At 72.2% G+C, this 17561-nt stretch carries 13 protein-coding genes and 3 pseudogenes; 6 read left to right on the forward strand and 10 right to left on the reverse strand.

All coding sequences use genetic code 11. The annotated features are described in order from the left end of the window. Positions 1 to 266: 266 nt before the first annotated feature. Both ACIGJO_RS15500 and ACIGJO_RS15505 read left to right on the forward strand, forming a co-directional pair. Positions 267 to 533 (forward strand): annotated as a pseudogene (locus tag ACIGJO_RS15500) (Na+/galactose cotransporter); the annotation flags it as partial. Next, positions 506 to 706: pseudogene (locus tag ACIGJO_RS15505) on the forward strand (hypothetical protein); the annotation flags it as partial. The pseudogenes ACIGJO_RS15500 and ACIGJO_RS15505, both read left to right, overlap by 28 nt. On the opposite strand, the gene ACIGJO_RS15510 reads toward ACIGJO_RS15505, so the two are convergent. From ACIGJO_RS15510 to ACIGJO_RS15555, 10 genes are all read right to left on the reverse strand, one after another. Continuing rightward, a complete protein-coding gene (locus tag ACIGJO_RS15510) occupies positions 704 to 1408 on the reverse strand; it encodes a LuxR C-terminal-related transcriptional regulator (RefSeq protein WP_399957788.1) in 705 nt (234 codons plus the stop codon). The pseudogene ACIGJO_RS15505 and the gene ACIGJO_RS15510 overlap by 3 nt on opposite strands. Positions 1409 to 1628: 220 nt before the next feature. Then, positions 1629 to 3563, reverse strand: a complete 1935-nt coding sequence (locus ACIGJO_RS15515; protein WP_399957791.1) for a PQQ-binding-like beta-propeller repeat protein — start codon at positions 3561 to 3563, stop codon at positions 1629 to 1631. Positions 3564 to 3648: 85 nt separating this feature from the next. Continuing rightward, positions 3649 to 5562, reverse strand: coding sequence for a PQQ-binding-like beta-propeller repeat protein (locus tag ACIGJO_RS15520; RefSeq protein WP_399957794.1), 1914 nt, complete (start codon positions 5560 to 5562; stop codon positions 3649 to 3651). A 281-nt stretch (positions 5563 to 5843) separates the two neighbouring features. Further along, positions 5844 to 7250, reverse strand: coding sequence for a PQQ-binding-like beta-propeller repeat protein (locus tag ACIGJO_RS15525; RefSeq protein WP_399957797.1), 1407 nt, complete (start codon positions 7248 to 7250; stop codon positions 5844 to 5846). Between the two features lie 497 nt (positions 7251 to 7747). Further along, positions 7748 to 9568 carry an ABC-F family ATP-binding cassette domain-containing protein gene (locus ACIGJO_RS15530; RefSeq protein WP_399957800.1) on the reverse strand — a complete coding sequence of 607 codons (1821 nt, stop codon included), beginning with the start codon at positions 9566 to 9568 and terminating at the stop codon, positions 7748 to 7750. Between the two features lie 87 nt (positions 9569 to 9655). Further along, positions 9656 to 10978 carry an acyltransferase gene (locus ACIGJO_RS15535; protein WP_399957803.1) on the reverse strand — a complete coding sequence of 441 codons (1323 nt, stop codon included), beginning with the start codon at positions 10976 to 10978 and terminating at the stop codon, positions 9656 to 9658. Between the two features lie 72 nt (positions 10979 to 11050). Beyond that, positions 11051 to 11971: a 4-(cytidine 5'-diphospho)-2-C-methyl-D-erythritol kinase gene (locus tag ACIGJO_RS15540; protein ID WP_399957806.1), complete on the reverse strand. Its 921-nt coding sequence runs from the start codon at positions 11969 to 11971 to the stop codon at positions 11051 to 11053. Continuing rightward, positions 11968 to 12897: a 16S rRNA (adenine(1518)-N(6)/adenine(1519)-N(6))-dimethyltransferase RsmA gene (rsmA, locus tag ACIGJO_RS15545; RefSeq protein ID WP_399957809.1), complete on the reverse strand. Its 930-nt coding sequence runs from the start codon at positions 12895 to 12897 to the stop codon at positions 11968 to 11970. Before rsmA ends, ACIGJO_RS15540 begins: the two co-directional genes overlap by 4 nt. A gap of 115 nt (positions 12898 to 13012) precedes the next feature. Continuing rightward, positions 13013 to 13879 carry a TatD family hydrolase gene (locus ACIGJO_RS15550; RefSeq protein WP_399957812.1) on the reverse strand — a complete coding sequence of 289 codons (867 nt, stop codon included), beginning with the start codon at positions 13877 to 13879 and terminating at the stop codon, positions 13013 to 13015. A 49-nt stretch (positions 13880 to 13928) separates the two neighbouring features. Then, the gene (locus ACIGJO_RS15555) at positions 13929 to 14309 is read right to left on the reverse strand and encodes a hypothetical protein (RefSeq protein ID WP_399957814.1); all 381 of its coding nucleotides are present in this window, start codon (positions 14307 to 14309) and stop codon (positions 13929 to 13931) included. A 417-nt stretch (positions 14310 to 14726) separates the two neighbouring features. On the opposite strand from ACIGJO_RS15555, the gene ACIGJO_RS15560 reads away from it, so the two are divergent. The 4 genes and pseudogenes from ACIGJO_RS15560 (at position 14727) to ACIGJO_RS15575 (ending at position 17553) form a co-directional block, all read left to right on the forward strand. After that, positions 14727 to 14903: a hypothetical protein gene (locus ACIGJO_RS15560; protein ID WP_399957817.1), complete on the forward strand. Its 177-nt coding sequence runs from the start codon at positions 14727 to 14729 to the stop codon at positions 14901 to 14903. A gap of 10 nt (positions 14904 to 14913) precedes the next feature. Continuing rightward, positions 14914 to 15635 (forward strand): annotated as a pseudogene (locus tag ACIGJO_RS15565) (hypothetical protein). Then, positions 15632 to 16627, forward strand: a complete 996-nt coding sequence (locus tag ACIGJO_RS15570) for a DUF6895 family protein (protein ID WP_399957820.1) — start codon at positions 15632 to 15634, stop codon at positions 16625 to 16627. The pseudogene ACIGJO_RS15565 and the gene ACIGJO_RS15570 overlap by 4 nt, the downstream one beginning before the upstream one ends. Further along, a complete protein-coding gene (locus ACIGJO_RS15575) occupies positions 16624 to 17553 on the forward strand; it encodes a DUF6895 family protein (RefSeq protein WP_399957823.1) in 930 nt (309 codons plus the stop codon). The genes ACIGJO_RS15570 and ACIGJO_RS15575 overlap by 4 nt, the downstream gene beginning before the upstream one ends. The last annotated feature ends 8 nt before the right edge of the window (positions 17554 to 17561 follow it).

Here is a 17561-nt window from a genome sequence, read left to right on the forward strand (position 1 = left end):
CGATCATGATCGAACAAAGAACACCATCCGGACTGTTCAGTTGCGGAACACATCGGCGTAGGTTCCGTCGCGTTCACCTTCGCTCAGCGAAGCGAGAACCCCCACGTGCCTCCTCTGCACAGACACTGGCCGAAGGGCTCCGTCTCCCCACGAACGGGCTCGACCACGCCATCCTGGAGATCGAGCGCCGCGCCGGCTCCTTCCCCGCCGCACTGAAGTACGGGCCCGGTGACGGCAGGCGGATCAGCGTGTGGTGCAGCAACGACTGCCTCGGCATGGCAGCGACCGGCTCGCAGTACGGTGTCGCGGTCGTCCACCAGTACTGGATCGGCGCCATCCCGGCCATGGTCTTCCTGGGCCTGGTGATGATGCCCTTCTCCTACCGGTCAGAGGTCCGCTCCGTACCGGAGTTCCTGCTCCAGCGCTTCGACAGGTCGGCGCACCTGCTCAGCTCCGTGCTCTTCGCCTTCGCGGCGATCCTGATCGAGGGCGTCAGCCTCTGTGCCGGATCATCGGCGGCCTCTTCGTGGCCTACGGAGTGATGGCCACCATCGCCGGGATCAACCCGTCCGCGGCGGACCTGAAGAAGGCCGGGGGCGTCCACATCAGCCTCTGGACCGGCCTCGCCATGCCGGCGCTGGGGCTCTTCTTCCTCATCTGGATGACGCCGCGCCCGGCCGCGGTGCCCGACGGGCGCCCGGCGTCATTCGTCCCGGCCGGGGGCGCCGGGCCCCCGCACCGCCCCCGTGGCCGCCCGGTCCAGCAGTCCGGTACGGGCCGCGAGGGCGGCGGCCTCCAGCCGTGAGCCCACCCCCAGCTTCATCAGCACCCGCTGCACATGCGTACGCGCGGTGCTCGGCGCGATGCGCATCCCGGCCGCGATCAGCCGGGTGTCCTCGCCCTCGGCGACCCTCACCAGCACCTCGGCCTCGCGCGGAGTGAGCATCAGGAGCAGCCGCCGGCCCTCGTCGTCGGGCTGGACCGCCGGGTTGAGCAGCTCGGCGAAGGCGCCCCGGAGCAGCTGCGGAGCGATCGCCGTCTCCCCGGCACGGGCCTTGATCATGGCCCGTTCCACGCCCTCGATCCGCTCGTCGTGCCGTACGTATCCGGCGGCCCCGGCCGCGAAGGCCGCCGCGATCCCGCGCGGGCTCGGCACCGGGCCGAGCACCACCACCGCCACCTGCGGGCGCTCCTGGCCGATCCGTACGATCGGGTCGAAGGTCCCCGGTTCGGCGGGGGACGCCGTGCCGAAGAGGCAGACCTCCGGCGCCCTGCTGACCACCAGTTCCGCTGACCCCGACGTCGGCGCGGCCGCCGCGAGGACCCGGTGCCCGCGCAGTTTCAGCGCCGAGGCCAGTGCCTCGGCGAGCAGTCGGTGATCGTCGACCACCATGAGCCGCACGCCCATCGAAACACGCCCCCAAGTACCCCTGTGTGCACCGGATTCCGTGCCCCCGGCCGCCTGACCCGGCAAGCTACACGCTTGTTCGACGCCACGTGCGCCTTACTCGCCATAAGCCCCCCGGATTGCCGAATTCTGCTTGATTCAGGGCTACTTGACGGGCGGAAAACGATCGGCCCTGCCGGTCGGTGATCGACCGGCAGGGCCGTGGGGCGACGTCGGGAGGTCAGCTCGCGGAGAAACTGACCACCAGGTACTCCTTGTCGTTCAGCGAGCTCCCGCGGGGCTCGCTGATCATCACCTCGGAGAGGTACAGCCGCCCCTGGGAGTACAGGATCTCGGCGTAGTCGCCGGAGAAGCTGGTCTCCGCGTCGCGGACGGCCTCCTCGCTCGGGTTCTCCATCAGCAGCGTCTCCTTGAAGCTGGAGCCGTTGATGGAGACGATCTGGCCGCCCTTGTCGTACGGGGGCTCCTTGTACGCGATGATGTTGGAGCCGTCCATCCGCAGCGGGGTCAGCGTGTAGCGGTCGCCCGCGTCCGCCTTGCCGCCGACGAGCTTGCCGGTGGTCAGGTCGAAGGCGACGATCTCGTTGGTGTCGCCGTAGTCGCCGCCGCCCTCGTGCTCCTCGGTCGGCACGTAGAGCCGGTTGTTGCCGACGACCACGTGCTGGCAGGTCTCGACCTCGGTGGAACCGCAGCGCGCCGCGTACTTGTCCGCGTCGGCCGAGATCCGCACGAGCAGCTTGCCGGTGGCCGCGTCGATGGAGAAGAAGTCCGAGATACCGCTGCCGTCACCGGCGGTGTCGCCGACGTCGGCCGCGACGACCAGCGGCTTGGTGGAGACGATGCTCGCGTACTCGACACCGGCCGGCATCTTGTACGAGGAGATCGGGGCACCGGTGGCCGGGTTCAGGGCCTGGATGGTGAGCTGCGGTTCGTCGTACGAGCCGCACTTGCGGACCACGGCGAGGGCGTCGCCGCCGCCGTACCCCCTGTCGTAGCAGCCGTCCGTGCCGGCCTTCGGCTTCCACAGCTCGGCGCCGGTGGTGAGGTTGAACGCGGCGCCGCCGCTGGTGCCGCCCGCGGCGATCGTGGTGCCGCTGAGCGTCACCTCGTCGAACCTGATCGGCTTGTCACCGCTGGTGGCGGCGGTGACCGACTTGCTCCACAGCAGCTTGCCGGTGCTCAGGTCGAGCGCGCCGACCTGGCTGCAGTTCTGGTACTTGTCCTTCGCCGTCCGCTTGGCGGGCTCGAAGGCGATCGCCGTCTTGTAGTCCTTGCTCATGTGCCGCGAGGCGGCGCAGAGCTGGCCCGTGAGCGGAATGGCCCAGAGCTTGGTGCCCTTGGTCAGGTCGTAGGCGACGATCTCGTTCACGCCGGTCTTCACATACGCCTTGTCGGTGAGCCAGGAGCCCGAGACCGTGGTGACGTCGGTGACCTTCGGCTGCGGAAGCTGGAAGGCGACCTTGGACTTGGTGTTCGCCGGTGCCTTCTCGGACCCGCCGCCGAGTCCGCCGTCCGCGCCCTCGCCGCCCTTGCTCTCGCCGCCGGTGGCGCCCTCGGAGGCCGCCTCGGTGCCGCCGCCCTTGTCGTCGTCACCGCCGGCGGAGTAGATGATCCCGCCGCCGATGATCAGCACCACGGCAACGGCCGCGGCGACGATGATCTGCATCTGGGTGCTGAACTTCTTGCCGCCGCCGCCCTGCTGCGGGTCCGGGTACTGCGGCTGCATCGGCTGGGTCGGGTAGCCGTACCCCTGCGGCGCGCCCTGCTGCGCTCCCGGCTGGCCGGCCGCCGGACCCTGCGGGTAGCCGTAGCCGCCCTGCGGTGCCTGCGGGTAGCCGTAGCCGTAGCCGTTGGGCTGCGGCGCGGGCGGCGGGACGTAGCCGCCCGCGGGCGGGGCGGCCGGAGCGCCGTACCCCCCGGCGGGCGGGGCGGGCGGGCTGCCGTACCCGCCGGGCGGCGGGGTCTGCGGCGCGCCCGGTGCGGGCGGCGGCGGCTGCTGCTTGCTGAGGGCGTCCGACGGCGGCGGGTCCTGCGGGGCACCGAAACCGCCGGGGGGCGGGTCCTGCGGGGCACCGAAACCGCCGGGGGGCGGGTCCTGGGGAGCGCCGAATCCGCCGGGGGACGGCTCGTTGGGCAGCTGGGGCGGCTGGGTCATGGCGTGCGTACCTCGGAAGAAGGGGGTGTGTGGGGTCGGGGCCGGGGTCTTCCGGCCGGATTCCGTCGGGTGCCGTCGTGAACCGTCACTTGCCGAACACCATCATCGTCTTCTGCTCCTTCTCCTCCTCGTCGTTGGAGGCGCTGACGCGCCCGCTCATGATGAAGGAACGGCCGCCCGCGTAGGCGATCTTGGAGGTGAAGAAGCTGCTCTCGATACGGGTCGTCGAATCCGGGTGCTGGAGCACCACGGTGGGGGTGCCGCCGGCCGGCGGGAGCGTCGCGATGGCCCCGCCCTTGTCGTACTTCGCCTCCATGTAGAGGAGCACGTTGCCGCCCTCCATACGCAGGGGCTGGAGGATCCGCTCGGCCGGGGCGTCGGCCTTCCACTTGGTCCTGCCGGTGTTCAGGTCGAAGGCGACGACCTTGTTGGTCCGGCCGGTGCCGCTGGTGTCGGCCTCGGTCGCGATGTAGAAGGTGTTGGCGTCGGCGGCGACGCCGCTGCACCCTTCGAGCTTCTCGCCGAAGATGCTGAAGTCGTGGCCGCAGTTGGTGGAGAGCTTGTCGCCCTTGTCGCTGACCAGCTGGGAACGGAGCGTGCCGTTCTCCTTGAGCGCCACGATGGACCACTGCTTCTTCTTCTCGTGGGTCAGCGAGACGATCAGCGGGCTCACCGAGTAGACCTTCTTGACCTCCCAGCCGCGCGGCGGCTGGTACGTCCACTTGGCCTTGCCGGTGGTGGGGTCGAGTTCCTGCACCTGGTGCTGCGGGTTCTGGATGTCGTCGGTGCGGCAGCTGGTCGCGGCGATCAGCTTGGGGCCGCCCGCGAACGCGAAGGGCTGGCAGTTGCCCGAGGGCTTGCCGAACAGTTCCTTGCCGTCGCTGACCCGGTACGCGTTGGAGTTTCCGGTGCGTCCGACGGTGACGGTGTCGCCGCTGATCGCCAGACCGATGTCGGACATCAGGTCCCAGGTGCTGTTCTTCGTGATCGACTTCTTCCAGCCGGCCTTGCCGGTGTTGAGGTCGATCATCTGGAGGTCGGAACAGTCGGCCTTGTCCGTGGTGCCGTTCTTCACGCCGATGACCATCTTGCCGTCGGCGGTCGGAGTGTTGGGCGTCGCGCACACATCGGCGGGGAGCGGAAGGGTCCACTTCTCCTTGCCGTCGGCGGCCGAGTAGGCGGAGACGGTGCGGTACATGGCCTTGACCACCGTGTCGCCGACGATCCAGGGCCCGTACACATCGGCGCCGTTGCGCGGCAGGTCGACGCCGTTCTGCTGGAGCCAGAGAACCTTCGCCTCACCCTTCTTGCGCCCGGCGTTCAGGTCGTCGTCCACGGCGCGGCCGTCGCCGTTGCCGTCGCCCTCGTCGACCGTGGGCGACCCGCTCGGCTGCTTGGTGCCGGTGCTCTTCTCGGCCACGGGCTTCTTGTCGTCGTCGCCGCTCACGGTGAACCAGACTCCGGCGCCGACGGCCAGGACGACGGCGAGCGCCGCGGCCGCGACGACGGCGGGCTTGCCCTTGAGGAAGCCGCCGCCCCCGGAACCGGCCGGTCCGCCGGGCACGGGCGCACCGGGGTACTGCTGGGTCGGATAGCCCTGACCCTGCTGGGTCTGCTGGCCGTACGGTCCCGGCTGCTGGGCGTACGGGCCCGCGGCCTGACCGCCGTACGGTCCTGGCTGCTGGGCGTACGGACCCGGGGCCTGACCCGGGGCCTGACCCGGCGCCTGACCCGGCGTCTGCGGATAGCCGTAGCCGGGCTGCCCTCCTGGCGGCGTCTGCGGATAGCCGTAGCCGGGCTGCCCCCCGGGCGGCATCTGCGGGGGCCCGGCCGGAGGCTGCGCGGGCGGCGGCGACTGCGGCGCCTGGGGCGCCTGGGGCGGCAGAGGCGGCTGCGCCTGGGGAGGCTGGCCCTGGGGCGGCTGAGGAGTTCCCTGCGGCGGCTCCTGCGGAGCCCCGAAGCCTCCCTGCGGCGGTTGCTGGCTGGGCGGCTGGGTCATCAGCACGTCCCCCTTCGTGCGGTCCGGTGCCCGTTTCGGTCTCCCCCGCGATTCCGTTGGGCTGAAATCCCCCCGGAAAGGAGCGAATCGGGCATGGCTTCCGCGTGTTACGACAGTCGAGCGGGGCTTCTTTGTACCACCCGCATCAGTTCGAACACGGGGTCGGCCCATCCCCTGTTCCCAAGGGAGAACCGCCTTGTGATGCCCTCGTTACGCCATGGCCGGACCTGATCCTCAGTCACCCGGGGCGACCGCCGCCGGCCGCCGGGGGGCGACCGCCGTCAGCCGCCGAAGGCGATCATGGTCAGCATCGCCTTCTCCTCCTCGTCGGTCACGCCGCTGACGGTGGCGTGCATGAGCAGGGAGCGCCCGTCCCCGTAGGCCACCAGCGGGTCGGAGAAGCCGCGTTCCACCTGGGCGGCGGACGCCGGATGCCGCAGGACCGGCAGCAGCGCGCCGCCCGTCGGCGCGAGCGCCATGATGCCGCCGCCCCGGCCCTTGGTCGCGCTCAGATACATCAGCACCCTGCCGCCCTCGACCCGCAGCGGCATCAGGGTCTGTCCGGCGGGCGCGGCGGCCCTCCACTTCGACTTGCCGGTGTTCAGGTCGAAGGCCACCACGGCGTTGGTCATGTCCGTGTCGACGTACTCGGGCTTCGTCGCCATGTAGAAGGTGTCCGCCTCGGCCGCGACCCCCACGCAGTTGTCGAGGTTCCTGCCCTGGGAGCGCTGTTCCTTCGTGCAGCGCGGCTCGTAGTCGTCGGTGCCACCGACGAGTTGGGAGCGGTAGGTCCCGTCCGCGTTGAGCACCGCGATGGCCCACTCCTCCTCCCCCTTCTTCAGGGAGACCACGAGCGGGCTGACGGAGTAGAACTGGTCGAGCTGCCAGCCCTTCTTGATCTTGTACGTCCACCGGACCCTGCCGGTGGCCGGGTCGATCCGCTGTACCTGCTGCTCCTTGTGGTCGTCGGCAGCCGTCTGGCAGCTGGTGGCGGCGATCGGGATGTCGCCGCTGACGAAGCCGTACGGCTGGCAGTTGCCGGGCAGCTTGCCCCACAGCACCTTGCCGTCACTGATCCGGTAGGCGTCCGTGCGGCTGGTCCGGCCCACGGTCACGACGTCCCCGTTGATCGCCATGGTGACGTCGGAGAGCCCGTCCCAGGCGCCGGGCCGCGCGTAGCCCTTGCGCCAGCCGGCCTTGCCGGTGGTGAGGTCGATCATCTGGAGGTGGTCGCAGTAGGCGTCCTCGCTGGCGCTGTTGTTGACCCCGATGACGATCTTTCCGTCGTCGGCGGCGCGCGTCGGGGCGGCGCAGACGCTGGACGCCAGGCGCAGACTCCACTTCCGCCTGCCGTCGGCGAGCGAATAGGCGGACACCGTGCGGTACATGGCCTTCACCACGGTGTCGCCCACGATCCAGGGCCCTTGCGCGTCGGCGCCGTTGCGCGGCAGGTCGACACCGTTCTGCTGGACCCAGAGGACCTTGCCCTCACCGGCCTTGCGCCCCGCGTTGAGCGAGTCGGGAGCGGGAGCCGGGCTCACACCGTCCGTGGTCGGGTCGCCCGACGACTCCTCGCCGTTGCCCTTGCCGTCGGTGGGCTTCCCCGTGACGGACTTCCCCGGCCGGCCGTCATCGCCCGACACGGCGAACCAGACTCCGCCGCCGACGGCCAGGACTCCGGCGAGCACGGCGGCGACGAGGGCCCTGGTCCTGCCCCGGGACGGTCCGCCGGGACCGGGGGCACCGGAACCCGGGGGCTGCGACGGGAGCGTCGGGGGCTGCGGGTACGCCGGAGGCTGCGGCTGACCGTACGACTGCTGCGGCTGCTGCGGCTGCTGCGGCTGCTGCGGCTGCTGCGGCTGCTGCGGCTGCTGCGGCTGCTGCGGCTGCTGCGGCTGACCGTACGGCGAGTGGGCCGCGGGAGGCTGCGGGGCCGGTGCGGCCTGCGGGGCCGCGGGGGCCGCGGGGGCTGACCGTACAGGCCGGGCGGCGGATCGTACGGTGCCCCGAAGCCTCCCTGCGGCGGTTGCTGGCCGGGCGGCTGAGTCATCGGTACGTCCCCCTCGTGCGGTCCCGGACCGCGGGGTTCACGTCAACCCCGGGCGGGGCTTCTTTCTACCACCCGCCCCACCCGCACCTTCCGTACCACTGGCCCCGTCTTCACCGGCCCGTCACACCATGGCCGTCAGGCGTCCTCGGCCAGCTCCAGCCAGCGCATCTCCAGCTCATCGCGCTCCGTGACCAGTTCGCGCAGCTCGGCGTCGAGCTTGGCGACCTTCTCGAAGTCGGTGGCATTGTCGGCGATCTGCTTGTGCAGGGCCGTCTCGCGCGTCGACATCTTGTCGAGCTGCCGCTCGACCTTCTGGAGCTCCTTCTTCGCCGCCCGCGCCTCCTGCGGCGACACGGCCGGGGCCGGGGCGGACGTCCCGCCGGACGGGGCGGGCGCGGCGGCGGACGGGGTGGCCGTCTCCTCCATCCGCTGCCTGCGCTCCAGGTACTCGTCGATCCCGCGCGGCAGCATCCGCAGGGTGCGGTCGCCGAGCAGCGCCATCACGCGGTCCGTGGTCCGCTCGACGAAGAACCGGTCGTGGGAGATCACGATCATCGACCCGGGCCAGCCGTCGAGCAGGTCCTCCAGCTGGGTCAGGGTCTCGATGTCCAGGTCGTTGGTCGGCTCGTCGAGGAACAGGACGTTGGGCTCGTCCATCAGCAGCCGCAGGATCTGGAGCCGGCGCCGCTCACCGCCGGAGAGGTCGCCGACCGGGGTCCACTGCTTCTCCTTCGAGAAGCCGAACTGCTCGCAGAGCTGGCCCGCGGTCATCTCGCGGCCCTTGCCCAGGTCGACCCGGTCGCGCACCTGCTGGACGGCTTCCAGCACCCGCAGGTTCGGGGGCAGCTCGCTGACCTCCTGGGAGAGGTAGGCCAGCCGGACGGTCTTGCCGACCACGATCCGGCCGGCGGCCGGCTGCTCCTCGCCCTGCGTGCGGGAGGCCTCGGCCAGCGCCCGCAGCAGCGAGGTCTTGCCGGCGCCGTTGACCCCGACCAGACCGATCCGGTCGCCCGGACCGAGCTGCCAGGTGAGGTGGGTGAGCAGCGTCTTGGGCCCGGCCTGGACGGTCACGTCCTCCAGGTCGAAGACGGTCTTGCCGAGGCGGGCGTTGGCGAACTTCATCAGCTCGCTGGTGTCGCGCGGCGGCGGCACATCGGCGATCAGCTCGTTGGCGGCCTCGATGCGGTAGCGCGGCTTGGACGTACGGGCCGGGGCGCCCCGGCGCAGCCAGGCCAGCTCCTTGCGCATCAGGTTCTGCCGCTTGGACTCCTCGGTCGCGGCGATCCGTTCCCGTTCGGCGCGGGCGAAGACGTAGTCGCTGTAGCCGCCCTCGTACTCGTGGACCGTGCCGCGCTGGACGTCCCACATGCGGGTGCAGACCTGGTCGAGGAACCACCGGTCGTGCGTGACGCAGACGAGCGCGGAGCGGCGGGCCCGCAGATGTCCGGCCAGCCAGGAGATGCCCTCGACGTCGAGGTGGTTGGTGGGCTCGTCCAGGACGATCAGGTCCGGTTCGCCGATGAGCAGCTTGGCGAGCGCGATACGGCGGCGCTCACCGCCGGAGAGCGGGGCGATGACGGTGTCCAGGCCGTGCTCGAAGCCGGGCAGGGCGAGCCCGCCGAACAGGCCGGTGAGCACATCGCGGATCTTGGCGCTGCCCGCCCACTCGTGGTCGGCGAGATCGCCGATGACCTCGTGGCGGATCGTCGCCGACGGGTCGAGGGAGTCGTGCTGGGTGAGGACCCCGAGCCGCAGCCCGCCGTTGTGCGTGACGCGGCCGGTGTCCGCCTCCTCCAGCTTGGCGAGCATCCGGATGAGGGTCGTCTTGCCGTCGCCGTTGCGGCCGACGACACCGATCCGGTCCCCCTCGGACACCCCGAGGGATACGCCGTCGAGCAGGGCACGGGTGCCGTACACCTTGGTGACCTGCTCGACATTGACCAGATTGACGGCCATTTCACTCCTGTCCAGGGGTTCGTTCGACGTTCCCAGGGTACGGCGCGGCGGGAACCCCGAAGCCCCCGTCCCGGGCGGGGGCCGCGCTCACCTGCCCGCCCGTTCCACCAGGAACCAGCCGCCCAGTGCCATCGCGACGGCGGCCGGGGCGCTGACCCGTACCGCGATGAGCAGCGCCGTGTGACCTTCCAGCAGGCCGCCGAAGCCGACCATGGACAGGCCGAGCACACCGAGCAGGCAGAGGGTCGCGCCGAGCGCCGAGACGGCGCCGGAGCCCTTGCCGGGCACGGCGGAGACCGGCCGTTCGAAGGTACGGAAGACGGCGACGAGCCCGGCGGTGAGGGCCGCCGCCGCGGCGAGCCGGAGCGGGACCTGGGCCCACCAGGCGCCGGTGGCCGGTTCGGGCAGCGGGACGTCGAGGGCGAGCATCGCGCCGTACACCCCGAGCATCGCGGTGAGGTGCCACAGGAACGCGGTCATCGCCACCCCGTTGGCGGCGACGACGGTGCGCCAGACCCGGGGGCGGGCGACGAGGCGGGCGCCGGGTCCGCGCAGCAGCTCGACCGCGCCGACCAGCCAGAGGCCGTGGCAGAGCAGGGCGAGGGTGGGCGGGGCCATGTTGCTGACCTTCTCGCCGGGCATGCCGACCATCGACAGGGGGTACGGGCCCAGCGCCACCAGCACCGCGGCCGAGGCCGCCCCGGCACCGGCGAGCAGGGCGGGGCGGCGGATCCGGCCGTCGGCGCGCAGGAACCCGAGCTGGTGGACCGCGAGCCAGACGAAGGCGAAGTTCAGGAACGGGACGTACGGGACCGAGGCGGCGAACCGCAGGACGTCGACGGCGGCCGCGGCACCGGCGAGCGCGGCGAAGGCGCCCCAGCCGTAGCGCTCGTGCAGCCTCAGCAGCGGCGGGGTGAACGCCACCATGGCGAGGTAGATCCCGATGAACCAGAGCGGCTGGGTCACCAGCCGCAGCGTGACCCCGGTCAGCCCGCCGCCCCCGCCGAGCAGCTGGACGATCAGCGCGACCGCGCCCCAGACCAGAATGAAGACCATGGTGGGCCGCAGCAGCCGCTGGAGCCGGGCGCGCAGGAACGCGGAGTAGACGGAGTCCGTGGAGCCCTCGGGGCGCTTGCGGAGCAGCGAGCGGTAGGACAGGGCGTGCGAGAAGCCGCCGACGAAGAAGAACACCGGCATGATCTGGAGCACCCAGGTCAGCAGCTGGAGACCGGGGACGACGGCGAGCAGATTGCCGACGCCGTCGGAGGTGACGGCCGCCATCAGCCAGTGGCCGAGGACGACCGTGCCGAGCGAGGCGACGCGCAGCAGGTCGATGTAGCGGTCCCGGGTGGCGGGCGTCGCCCCGGCCAGGTCACGGACGCTTGATCCCGCACGAACACTTGATCCCATACGGGTACGGTCGCGCCGATCGCCCGGGGGCGGCAGCGCGGCCGTACTCAGTTCCGGTCTGAGTACCCGGTGTCAGAGGACGGTGGCACCGGGCGCGGGGGACACCGCGATCCGCGCGTTCCGGCAGGTGCCGGAGCCGAGCAGGGCGTCGGCCACCTTGCGGGCCGCGCCCTCGTCCGCCACCAGGAACGCGGTGGTCGGCCCGGAGCCGGAGACCAGCGCGGCCAGGGCGCCCGCCCCGGTGCCCGCGGCCAGGGTGCCGGCCAGCGAGGGGCGCAGGGAGAGCGCGGCGGCCTGGAGGTCATTGCTCAGGGCCACCGCGAGTGCGCCGGAGTCGCCGGAGCGCAGGGCGTCCAGCAGCGCCTGGGACGCGGCGGGGGCGGGGACGTCCGTACCGGCGGTGAGCCGGTCGAACTCGCCGTACACCGCCGGTGTGGAGAGCCCCCCGTCGGCAACCGCGAAGACCCAGTGGAAGGTGCCGCCGACCTCGACGGGGGTGAGCTGTTCACCGCGCCCGACGCCGAGGGCCGCCCCGCCGACCAGGCTGAACGGGACGTCGCTGCCGAGCTCGGCGCAGATGCCGAGCAGTTCCTCGCGGGTGGCGCGGGTGCCCCACAGGGTGTCGCAGGCCAGCAGGGCGGCGGCCCCGTCGGCGCTGCCGCCCGCCATGCCGCCCGCGACGGGGATGTCCTTGTCGATGTGCAGGTGTACGCCGGGGGCGATGCCGTGCCGTTCGGCCAGTGCGAGCGCGGCGCGGGCGGCGAGGTTGGTGGTGTCCAGCGGAACCTGGGCGGCGTCCGGGCCCGAGCAGGTGACGGTCAGCTCGTCGGCCGGGGTGGCGGTCACCTCGTCGTACAGGCCGACGGCGAGGAAGACATTGGCCAGGTCGTGGAAGCCGTCGGGGCGCGCGGCACCCACGGCGAGCTGCGCGTTGACCTTGGCCGGTACGCGGACGGTGACGCTCCGGGCCGCCGTACCGACAGTGCCGCTCATGCGTCGCTCCCGGCGTTCGGGGAGGGCGTGCCCTCGGCGGACCTGTCCTCGGAGGACCCGCTCCCGGCGGGCTTGTTCTCGGCGATGGCGGCGAACTCCTCGACGGTCAGCGCCTCGCCCCGGGCCTGCGGGGAGATCCCGGCGGCGACCAGCGCGGCCTCGGCGGCGGGTGCGGACCCGGCCCACCCGGACAGGGCCGCGCGCAGCGTCTTGCGGCGCTGGGCGAAGGCCGCGTCGACGACGGCGAAGACCTCCCGCCGGCTCGCGGTGGTCCTGATCGGTTCGGTGCGCCGGACCAGCGAGACGAGCCCCGAGTCGACGTTCGGCGCGGGCCAGAACACCGTGCGGCCGATGGACCCGGCGCGCTTGACGTCCGCGTACCAGTTGGCCTTCACCGACGGCACGCCGTAGACCTTGTTGCCCGGCCGGGCGGCGAGCCGGTCGGCGACCTCGGCCTGGACCATGACGAGGGTCCGCTCGATGCTCGGGAAGCGCTCCAGCATGGTGAGCAGGACCGGCACCGCCACGTTGTACGGCAGGTTCGCGACGAGCGCGGTGGGCGCCGGGCCGGGCAGCTCGGTCACCAGCATCGCGTCGGAGTGGACCAGGGCGAACCGGTCGGCGCGCTCCGGCATCCGGGCGGCGACGGTGGCCGGGAGGGCGGCGGCGAGCGTGTCGTCGATCTCCACGGCGACGACCCGGTCGGCCGCCTCCAGCAGGGCCAGGGTCAGCGAGCCGAGCCCCGGGCCGACCTCGACGACCACGTCGTCCGGGCGGACCTCCGCGGTGCGCACGATCCTGCGGACCGTGTTGGCGTCGATGACGAAGTTCTGACCCCGCTGCTTGGTGGGGCGTACGCCCAGCTTCGCGGCCAGGTCGCGGATGTCTGCGGGGCCCAGGAGGGCGTCGGGCTCTGTGCTGCTCACCCGGTAAGCCTACGGCCGCGGCGCGGTGCCGCCGTGCCGGTGCGCCCGCGGTGCCGCCGTGCCGTGTTCCGCGGGGCCGCCCGTGCCGTGTGCGGCGGCGCCGCCGTGCCGTGGGTCAGAAGTCGAAGGCCCGAGCGGTGTTGTCGTAGACCGCCGCCGCCAGCGTGTCCTCGTCGAGGCCCTTCACCTCCGCCATGGCGCGCAGGGTGACCGGGATGAGATACGGCGCGTTGGGCCGCCCCCGGTAGGGGGCCGGGGTCAGGAAGGGGGCGTCCGTCTCGACCAGGACCAGCTCGGTCGGCGCGACGGCCAGCGCGTCGCGCAGCGGCTGGGCGTTCTTGAAGGTGACGTTGCCCGCGAAGGACATGAAGTACCCGGCGTCCGCGCAGGTCCGGGCCATGTCGGCGTCGCCGGAGTAGCAGTGGAAGACCGTCCGCTCGGGGGCGCCCGCGTCGGCGAGGACGCGCAGCACATCCGCGTGCGCCTCGCGGTCGTGGATGACGAGCGCCTTGCCGTGGCGCTTGGCGATCTCGATGTGGGCCCGGAAGGACTCCTCCTGGGCGGCCATGCCCTCGGGACCCGTACGGAAGTGGTCGAGACCGGTCTCGCCGACGCCGCGTACGTGGCCGAGGGCGGCCAGCGCGTCGATCTCGGCGAGCGCCTCGTCGAGGGCCGCCCTGCCGCCCGGCGGCCTGACTCCGTGGTGCGACCGGCCGTCGGGGTCGCCGTGCACGATGCGCGGCGCCTCGTTGGGGTGCAGGGCGACCGAGGCGTGCACGGCCGGGTGCGCGGCGGCGGTCTCGGCGGCCCATCGCGAGCCCGCGACGTCGCAGCCCACCTGGACGACCGTGGTGACGTTGACCGCGGCGGCCCTGGCCAGGCCCTCCTCGACCGTTCCGTCCTGCATGTCCAGGTGGGTGTGCGAATCGGCGACCGGAACCCGCAGGGGTTCGGGCAGCGGCGGGGCTTCGGTACGGCTCATGCCCACGATCGTACGAGGGCACGGGCGTACCGGAGCACGGGCCGCGGGCTCACCGGCGGTGGAAGGGGTGCAGCAGGTCGGACAGATGCCAGTGGTGCGATGTCCGCGGGGCGCCGACGGCCACGGCGGCCACCTCGTCCTCCTCGGCGGGCTCCGGGGGCTTGGGGCTCTGCTGGCGCTGGAGCAGTTGCTGAACGGTGGAGACCCGGCCGGCCCGCATGATCCGGACCACGTGTCCACCGCAGTTCGTGCAGGTAGGAGTGGACAGCGGTGAAGGCACGCGCTCCCCGTCCGCCTTGTACACCACGAAGGCATGGCCGGAACCGTCGACGTGGTGCTCTATCTCGTAGGCCTGTTCCCAGCCGTATCCACACCTCATGCAGGCGAAGGCGTACGCCTCATGCACGGTGGTTGCTGCGATCTCGCTCATACCTGCTCCTCTTGTCCGCCGGACAAGCACTCCGGGGATTGCCCGTCACCTTCCAGTGGACACCTCCGTATGGGCGGACGCACCAGCTCAGGGCCAGCATTGATGCGTTCTTGGCCTCCTTTGGCAGCCCTTTGCCCCCGCATGGCCCCGGGCAGGTACGCCCGTGACCGGCCACGCACCGACCGCTCGTGAGCGCCCTCCGCACCGGGCCGAATGCGCCCCGCGCACCACCCACCGTTCGCGTGAACGGAATATGCGTTGCCCCAGGCCATTGCCTTACCGGGAGCCATAGGAATTCATCATTCAATTGAATGAAGAAATTCCATGGCCAATCCGTCCGATTTGCGGCTTTACATTTCCTGTATTTCACTCGGACCGTACGCAGCACCCCACGTCCCGAAGGACGGGGAAACACCCGTGTTCACGACCGAATCCACTGCCACCGACATCGAGCTCGACCTCGACGCGGCCCTCAACCCGGGCGAGGCCGAAGGCTTCTACCGGGACTCGCGCGAGTGCGCGTACCTCGCCCTCCTCGGCGGCGGCTCGTTCCTGCTGCTCGCGCCGCCGACCCCCCGCCCGAAGAAGGGCTAGTCGGTAGCACATGGACCAGTCACATGCCTCGTCCCCGCTCGCGGGTGCCGTGCATGACCTGGCAACAGAGGTGGTCCTCGCTCTTCGGAGCGAGGACCACCTCGCCACGGTATGCGGCGCCGCCGGAATCGACGAGGACAACCGGACAGGAATCGCCGCGGTGCGGGTCATCGGGGCCGATCCGCTGCTTCCCAGTGTTCTGCACGGGCGCAATCCGCATCCCGGCGACATCGCCGTGCTCCACCGTGCCGTGCGGGAATTCCCGCCCCGGCCCGACGCCTCCGACGCGGCGGCCTGGAGCCACTGGGGCATGATGTCCGCCCTGCGCCGGACGGAACCGGCCACCACCGCGCCCGGACAGCCGCCGGCCGCCGCCGGACCCGGCGCCGACGAGCCGGACGCGGCGTGGCTCGAAGGGGCCCCTGGCAGGCCTTCACCCATCAGCTCTCCGTACTGGCGCCGCTTGCCGTCCCGGCCGCCTCGTCGGCCGTGCACCGCGCCGCCGCGCACCGGGTCGTGGACCTGTCCCGGGGATTCGTGCGCGCGGTGCGGCGGCGCAACTGGCTCCAGGCGGCGGGGGCCGGCCGCTGGCTGGCCGCGCTGGAGGGCCGGCCCGAGACCCTGGGCCTGGAACGCGGACTCGACTTCGTCGAGCTCATGGGCGGCCCGGACCCCCGGGTCACGCTGCACGTACGGGCGGCCCGGCTCATGGCCGGGGGGCGGGCGCGGTGACGGCGGCGACGGCCGCCGGTCCCGGCACCCAGCACGGCGGCACGACGGGCGCGGCGCTGTCCGTCCTGCCCCGCGTACTGCGCCAGGCGCTCGGCTGGGCCGACGCCCACCGCTCGGGCTTCGTCCTCCCCCAGGACGTGCTGGAGCCCCACACCCAGGTCAACCACACGCTCAAGCCGCTGGGCGAGCTGGCCCAGCTCTGCGCCACGATCCACCGCAGCACCGTCCCGGGCACCCCGGAGCACGGGACGGCCGGGGAACTCATCGCCTTCGCCTGGGAGCAGCTGCACACCGGCGACCTGCTGCTGGAACTGCTGCGCGGCGAACCCTTCGCCGCCTACCCGTACGAGATCTACGCCGCCTTCGCCGGACACGGGCTGCGCCACGAGGGCTTCGAGCGCCTGGCCGGGACCCTCTCCGCGACCAGGGGCTGGGCCCACACCGAGCAGCACGCCAACCGGGAGCTGGGGCTGATCAACTCGGAGCGGCGGGTCGGCACCGCCCCGCACACCGACCCGGGTCCGGTCCTCGCGCGCACCTGGCTGGGCGGGCTGTCCGAGCCCTGGATGTTCGAGGGGCCCTCCGGCTACGCGCTGACCCACACGGTCTTCCACATCACGGACTGGTGCTGCGTCCCCGAGCGGATGCCCGCCGACATCGACGCCTATCTGCGGGCCTGGCTGCCCCCCTGGATCGACGGCTGCCTGGAGAGCCGGCAGTGGGACCTGACCGGCGAACTGCTCGCGGTCGCCGCCGCCCTGCCGGGCCCGCCGCCCTCGGCCCTGCTGGACGCGGCCTGGCCCGCGCTCGCCGCCGCGCAGGCCGCGGGCGGCGCCGTACCGGAGACGGGTCCGCCGGCCGTCTCCGGGGACGGGGACGGGGACCCGTACCCCTTCCTCGCCTGCTACCACTCCACGCTGGTGACCGCATTCGCCGCCGCGCTGTGCCTGAAGCGGCTCATGGACCACCGTACGAAAGGAGCTGCCGCATGAGCGGCATCCAGCAGATCCATGACGTGGGCGCGCGGGCCCTGGGATGGCTCTACGACCACCGGGCGGGCTTCCGGCTGGACGACGACCCGCCCCCCGAGGTGGGTGTCCTGGACCGGTTCAAGCCGCTCGGTGAGCTGGCGATGATCAGCAAGGTCATCTTCCGGGAGGGGGTCGCCGGTTCCCGGCAGGCCGATCTGGCGCGCAAGCTCCTCGACCACGCCTGGCACGACCTGCTCGGCTCCGGAAGCCGGCTGGTCGACGGCCAGCGGCGCGAACCGCTCTGCCCCATTCCCATGGAGGTCTACGTACCGTTCCGGGAGCTGGGGTTCCGGGCGCCGGAGCTGGAGGCCGCCGTCCGGCTGAACCACCGGCTGACGAGCTGGGGCGCTCTGGAGGTCCAGCCCGCGCGCCGGCTGGGACTCAGCACCGTGGAGCGCCGCTTCGGGCTGGAGCCGAACGTGCCGGTCGACGAGGCGTTCCGGCGCACCTGGCTGTCCCGGCGGCCCGAGCCCTGGACCGTCGAGGGCAACATCGGCTACGACATCACCCACACCGTCTTCCATCTGACGGACTGGGGCGCGAATCCGGCCGGGCTGCCCGCCGAGGTGGCGGACTACCTCGCCCTCTGGCTGCCGGTGTGGCTGGACGACTGGCTCGACCTGGGCCGCTGGGACCTGCTGGGCGAACTGCTCGTCGTCGATGCCTGCCTGCCGGAGCCGACCCTGGACCCGGCCGCCTGGGCGGGATTCGCCGGGGCCCAGACGCCGGACGGGGCGATGCCCGTGATGAAGGCCATGCCGATGCCGGAGGGCGACGAGGAGTCGGTCTTCGACCTCCTCTACCACCCCACGCTGGTGGCCGCCTTCGCCTCGGCGCTGGCACTGTCCCGCGCCCTGTCGGACCTCGCCGCCCCGGCCCCCGCGTGACGGCCCGG

The organism is Streptomyces sp. NPDC079020 (assembly GCF_044542225.1).
Lineage (GTDB): Bacteria > Actinomycetota > Actinomycetes > Streptomycetales > Streptomycetaceae > Streptomyces.

Coding starts and splice junctions, on each gene's coding strand:
- ACIGJO_RS15535 (WP_399957803.1), bottom strand. CDS start 10,978: ATGGGATCAAGTGTTCGTGCGGGATCAAGCGTCCGTGACCTGGCCGGG.
- ACIGJO_RS15575 (WP_399957823.1), top strand. CDS start 16,624: ATGAGCGGCATCCAGCAGATCCATGACGTGGGCGCGCGGGCCCTGGGA.
- ACIGJO_RS15550 (WP_399957812.1), bottom strand. CDS start 13,879: ATGAGCCGTACCGAAGCCCCGCCGCTGCCCGAACCCCTGCGGGTTCCG.
- ACIGJO_RS15540 (WP_399957806.1), bottom strand. CDS start 11,971: ATGAGCGGCACTGTCGGTACGGCGGCCCGGAGCGTCACCGTCCGCGTA.
- ACIGJO_RS15555 (WP_399957814.1), bottom strand. CDS start 14,309: ATGAGCGAGATCGCAGCAACCACCGTGCATGAGGCGTACGCCTTCGCC.
- ACIGJO_RS15515 (WP_399957791.1), bottom strand. CDS start 3,563: ATGACCCAGCCGCCCCAGCTGCCCAACGAGCCGTCCCCCGGCGGATTC.
- ACIGJO_RS15510 (WP_399957788.1), bottom strand. CDS start 1,408: ATGGGCGTGCGGCTCATGGTGGTCGACGATCACCGACTGCTCGCCGAG.
- ACIGJO_RS15530 (WP_399957800.1), bottom strand. CDS start 9,568: ATGGCCGTCAATCTGGTCAATGTCGAGCAGGTCACCAAGGTGTACGGC.
- ACIGJO_RS15520 (WP_399957794.1), bottom strand. CDS start 5,562: ATGACCCAGCCGCCCAGCCAGCAACCGCCGCAGGGAGGCTTCGGGGCT.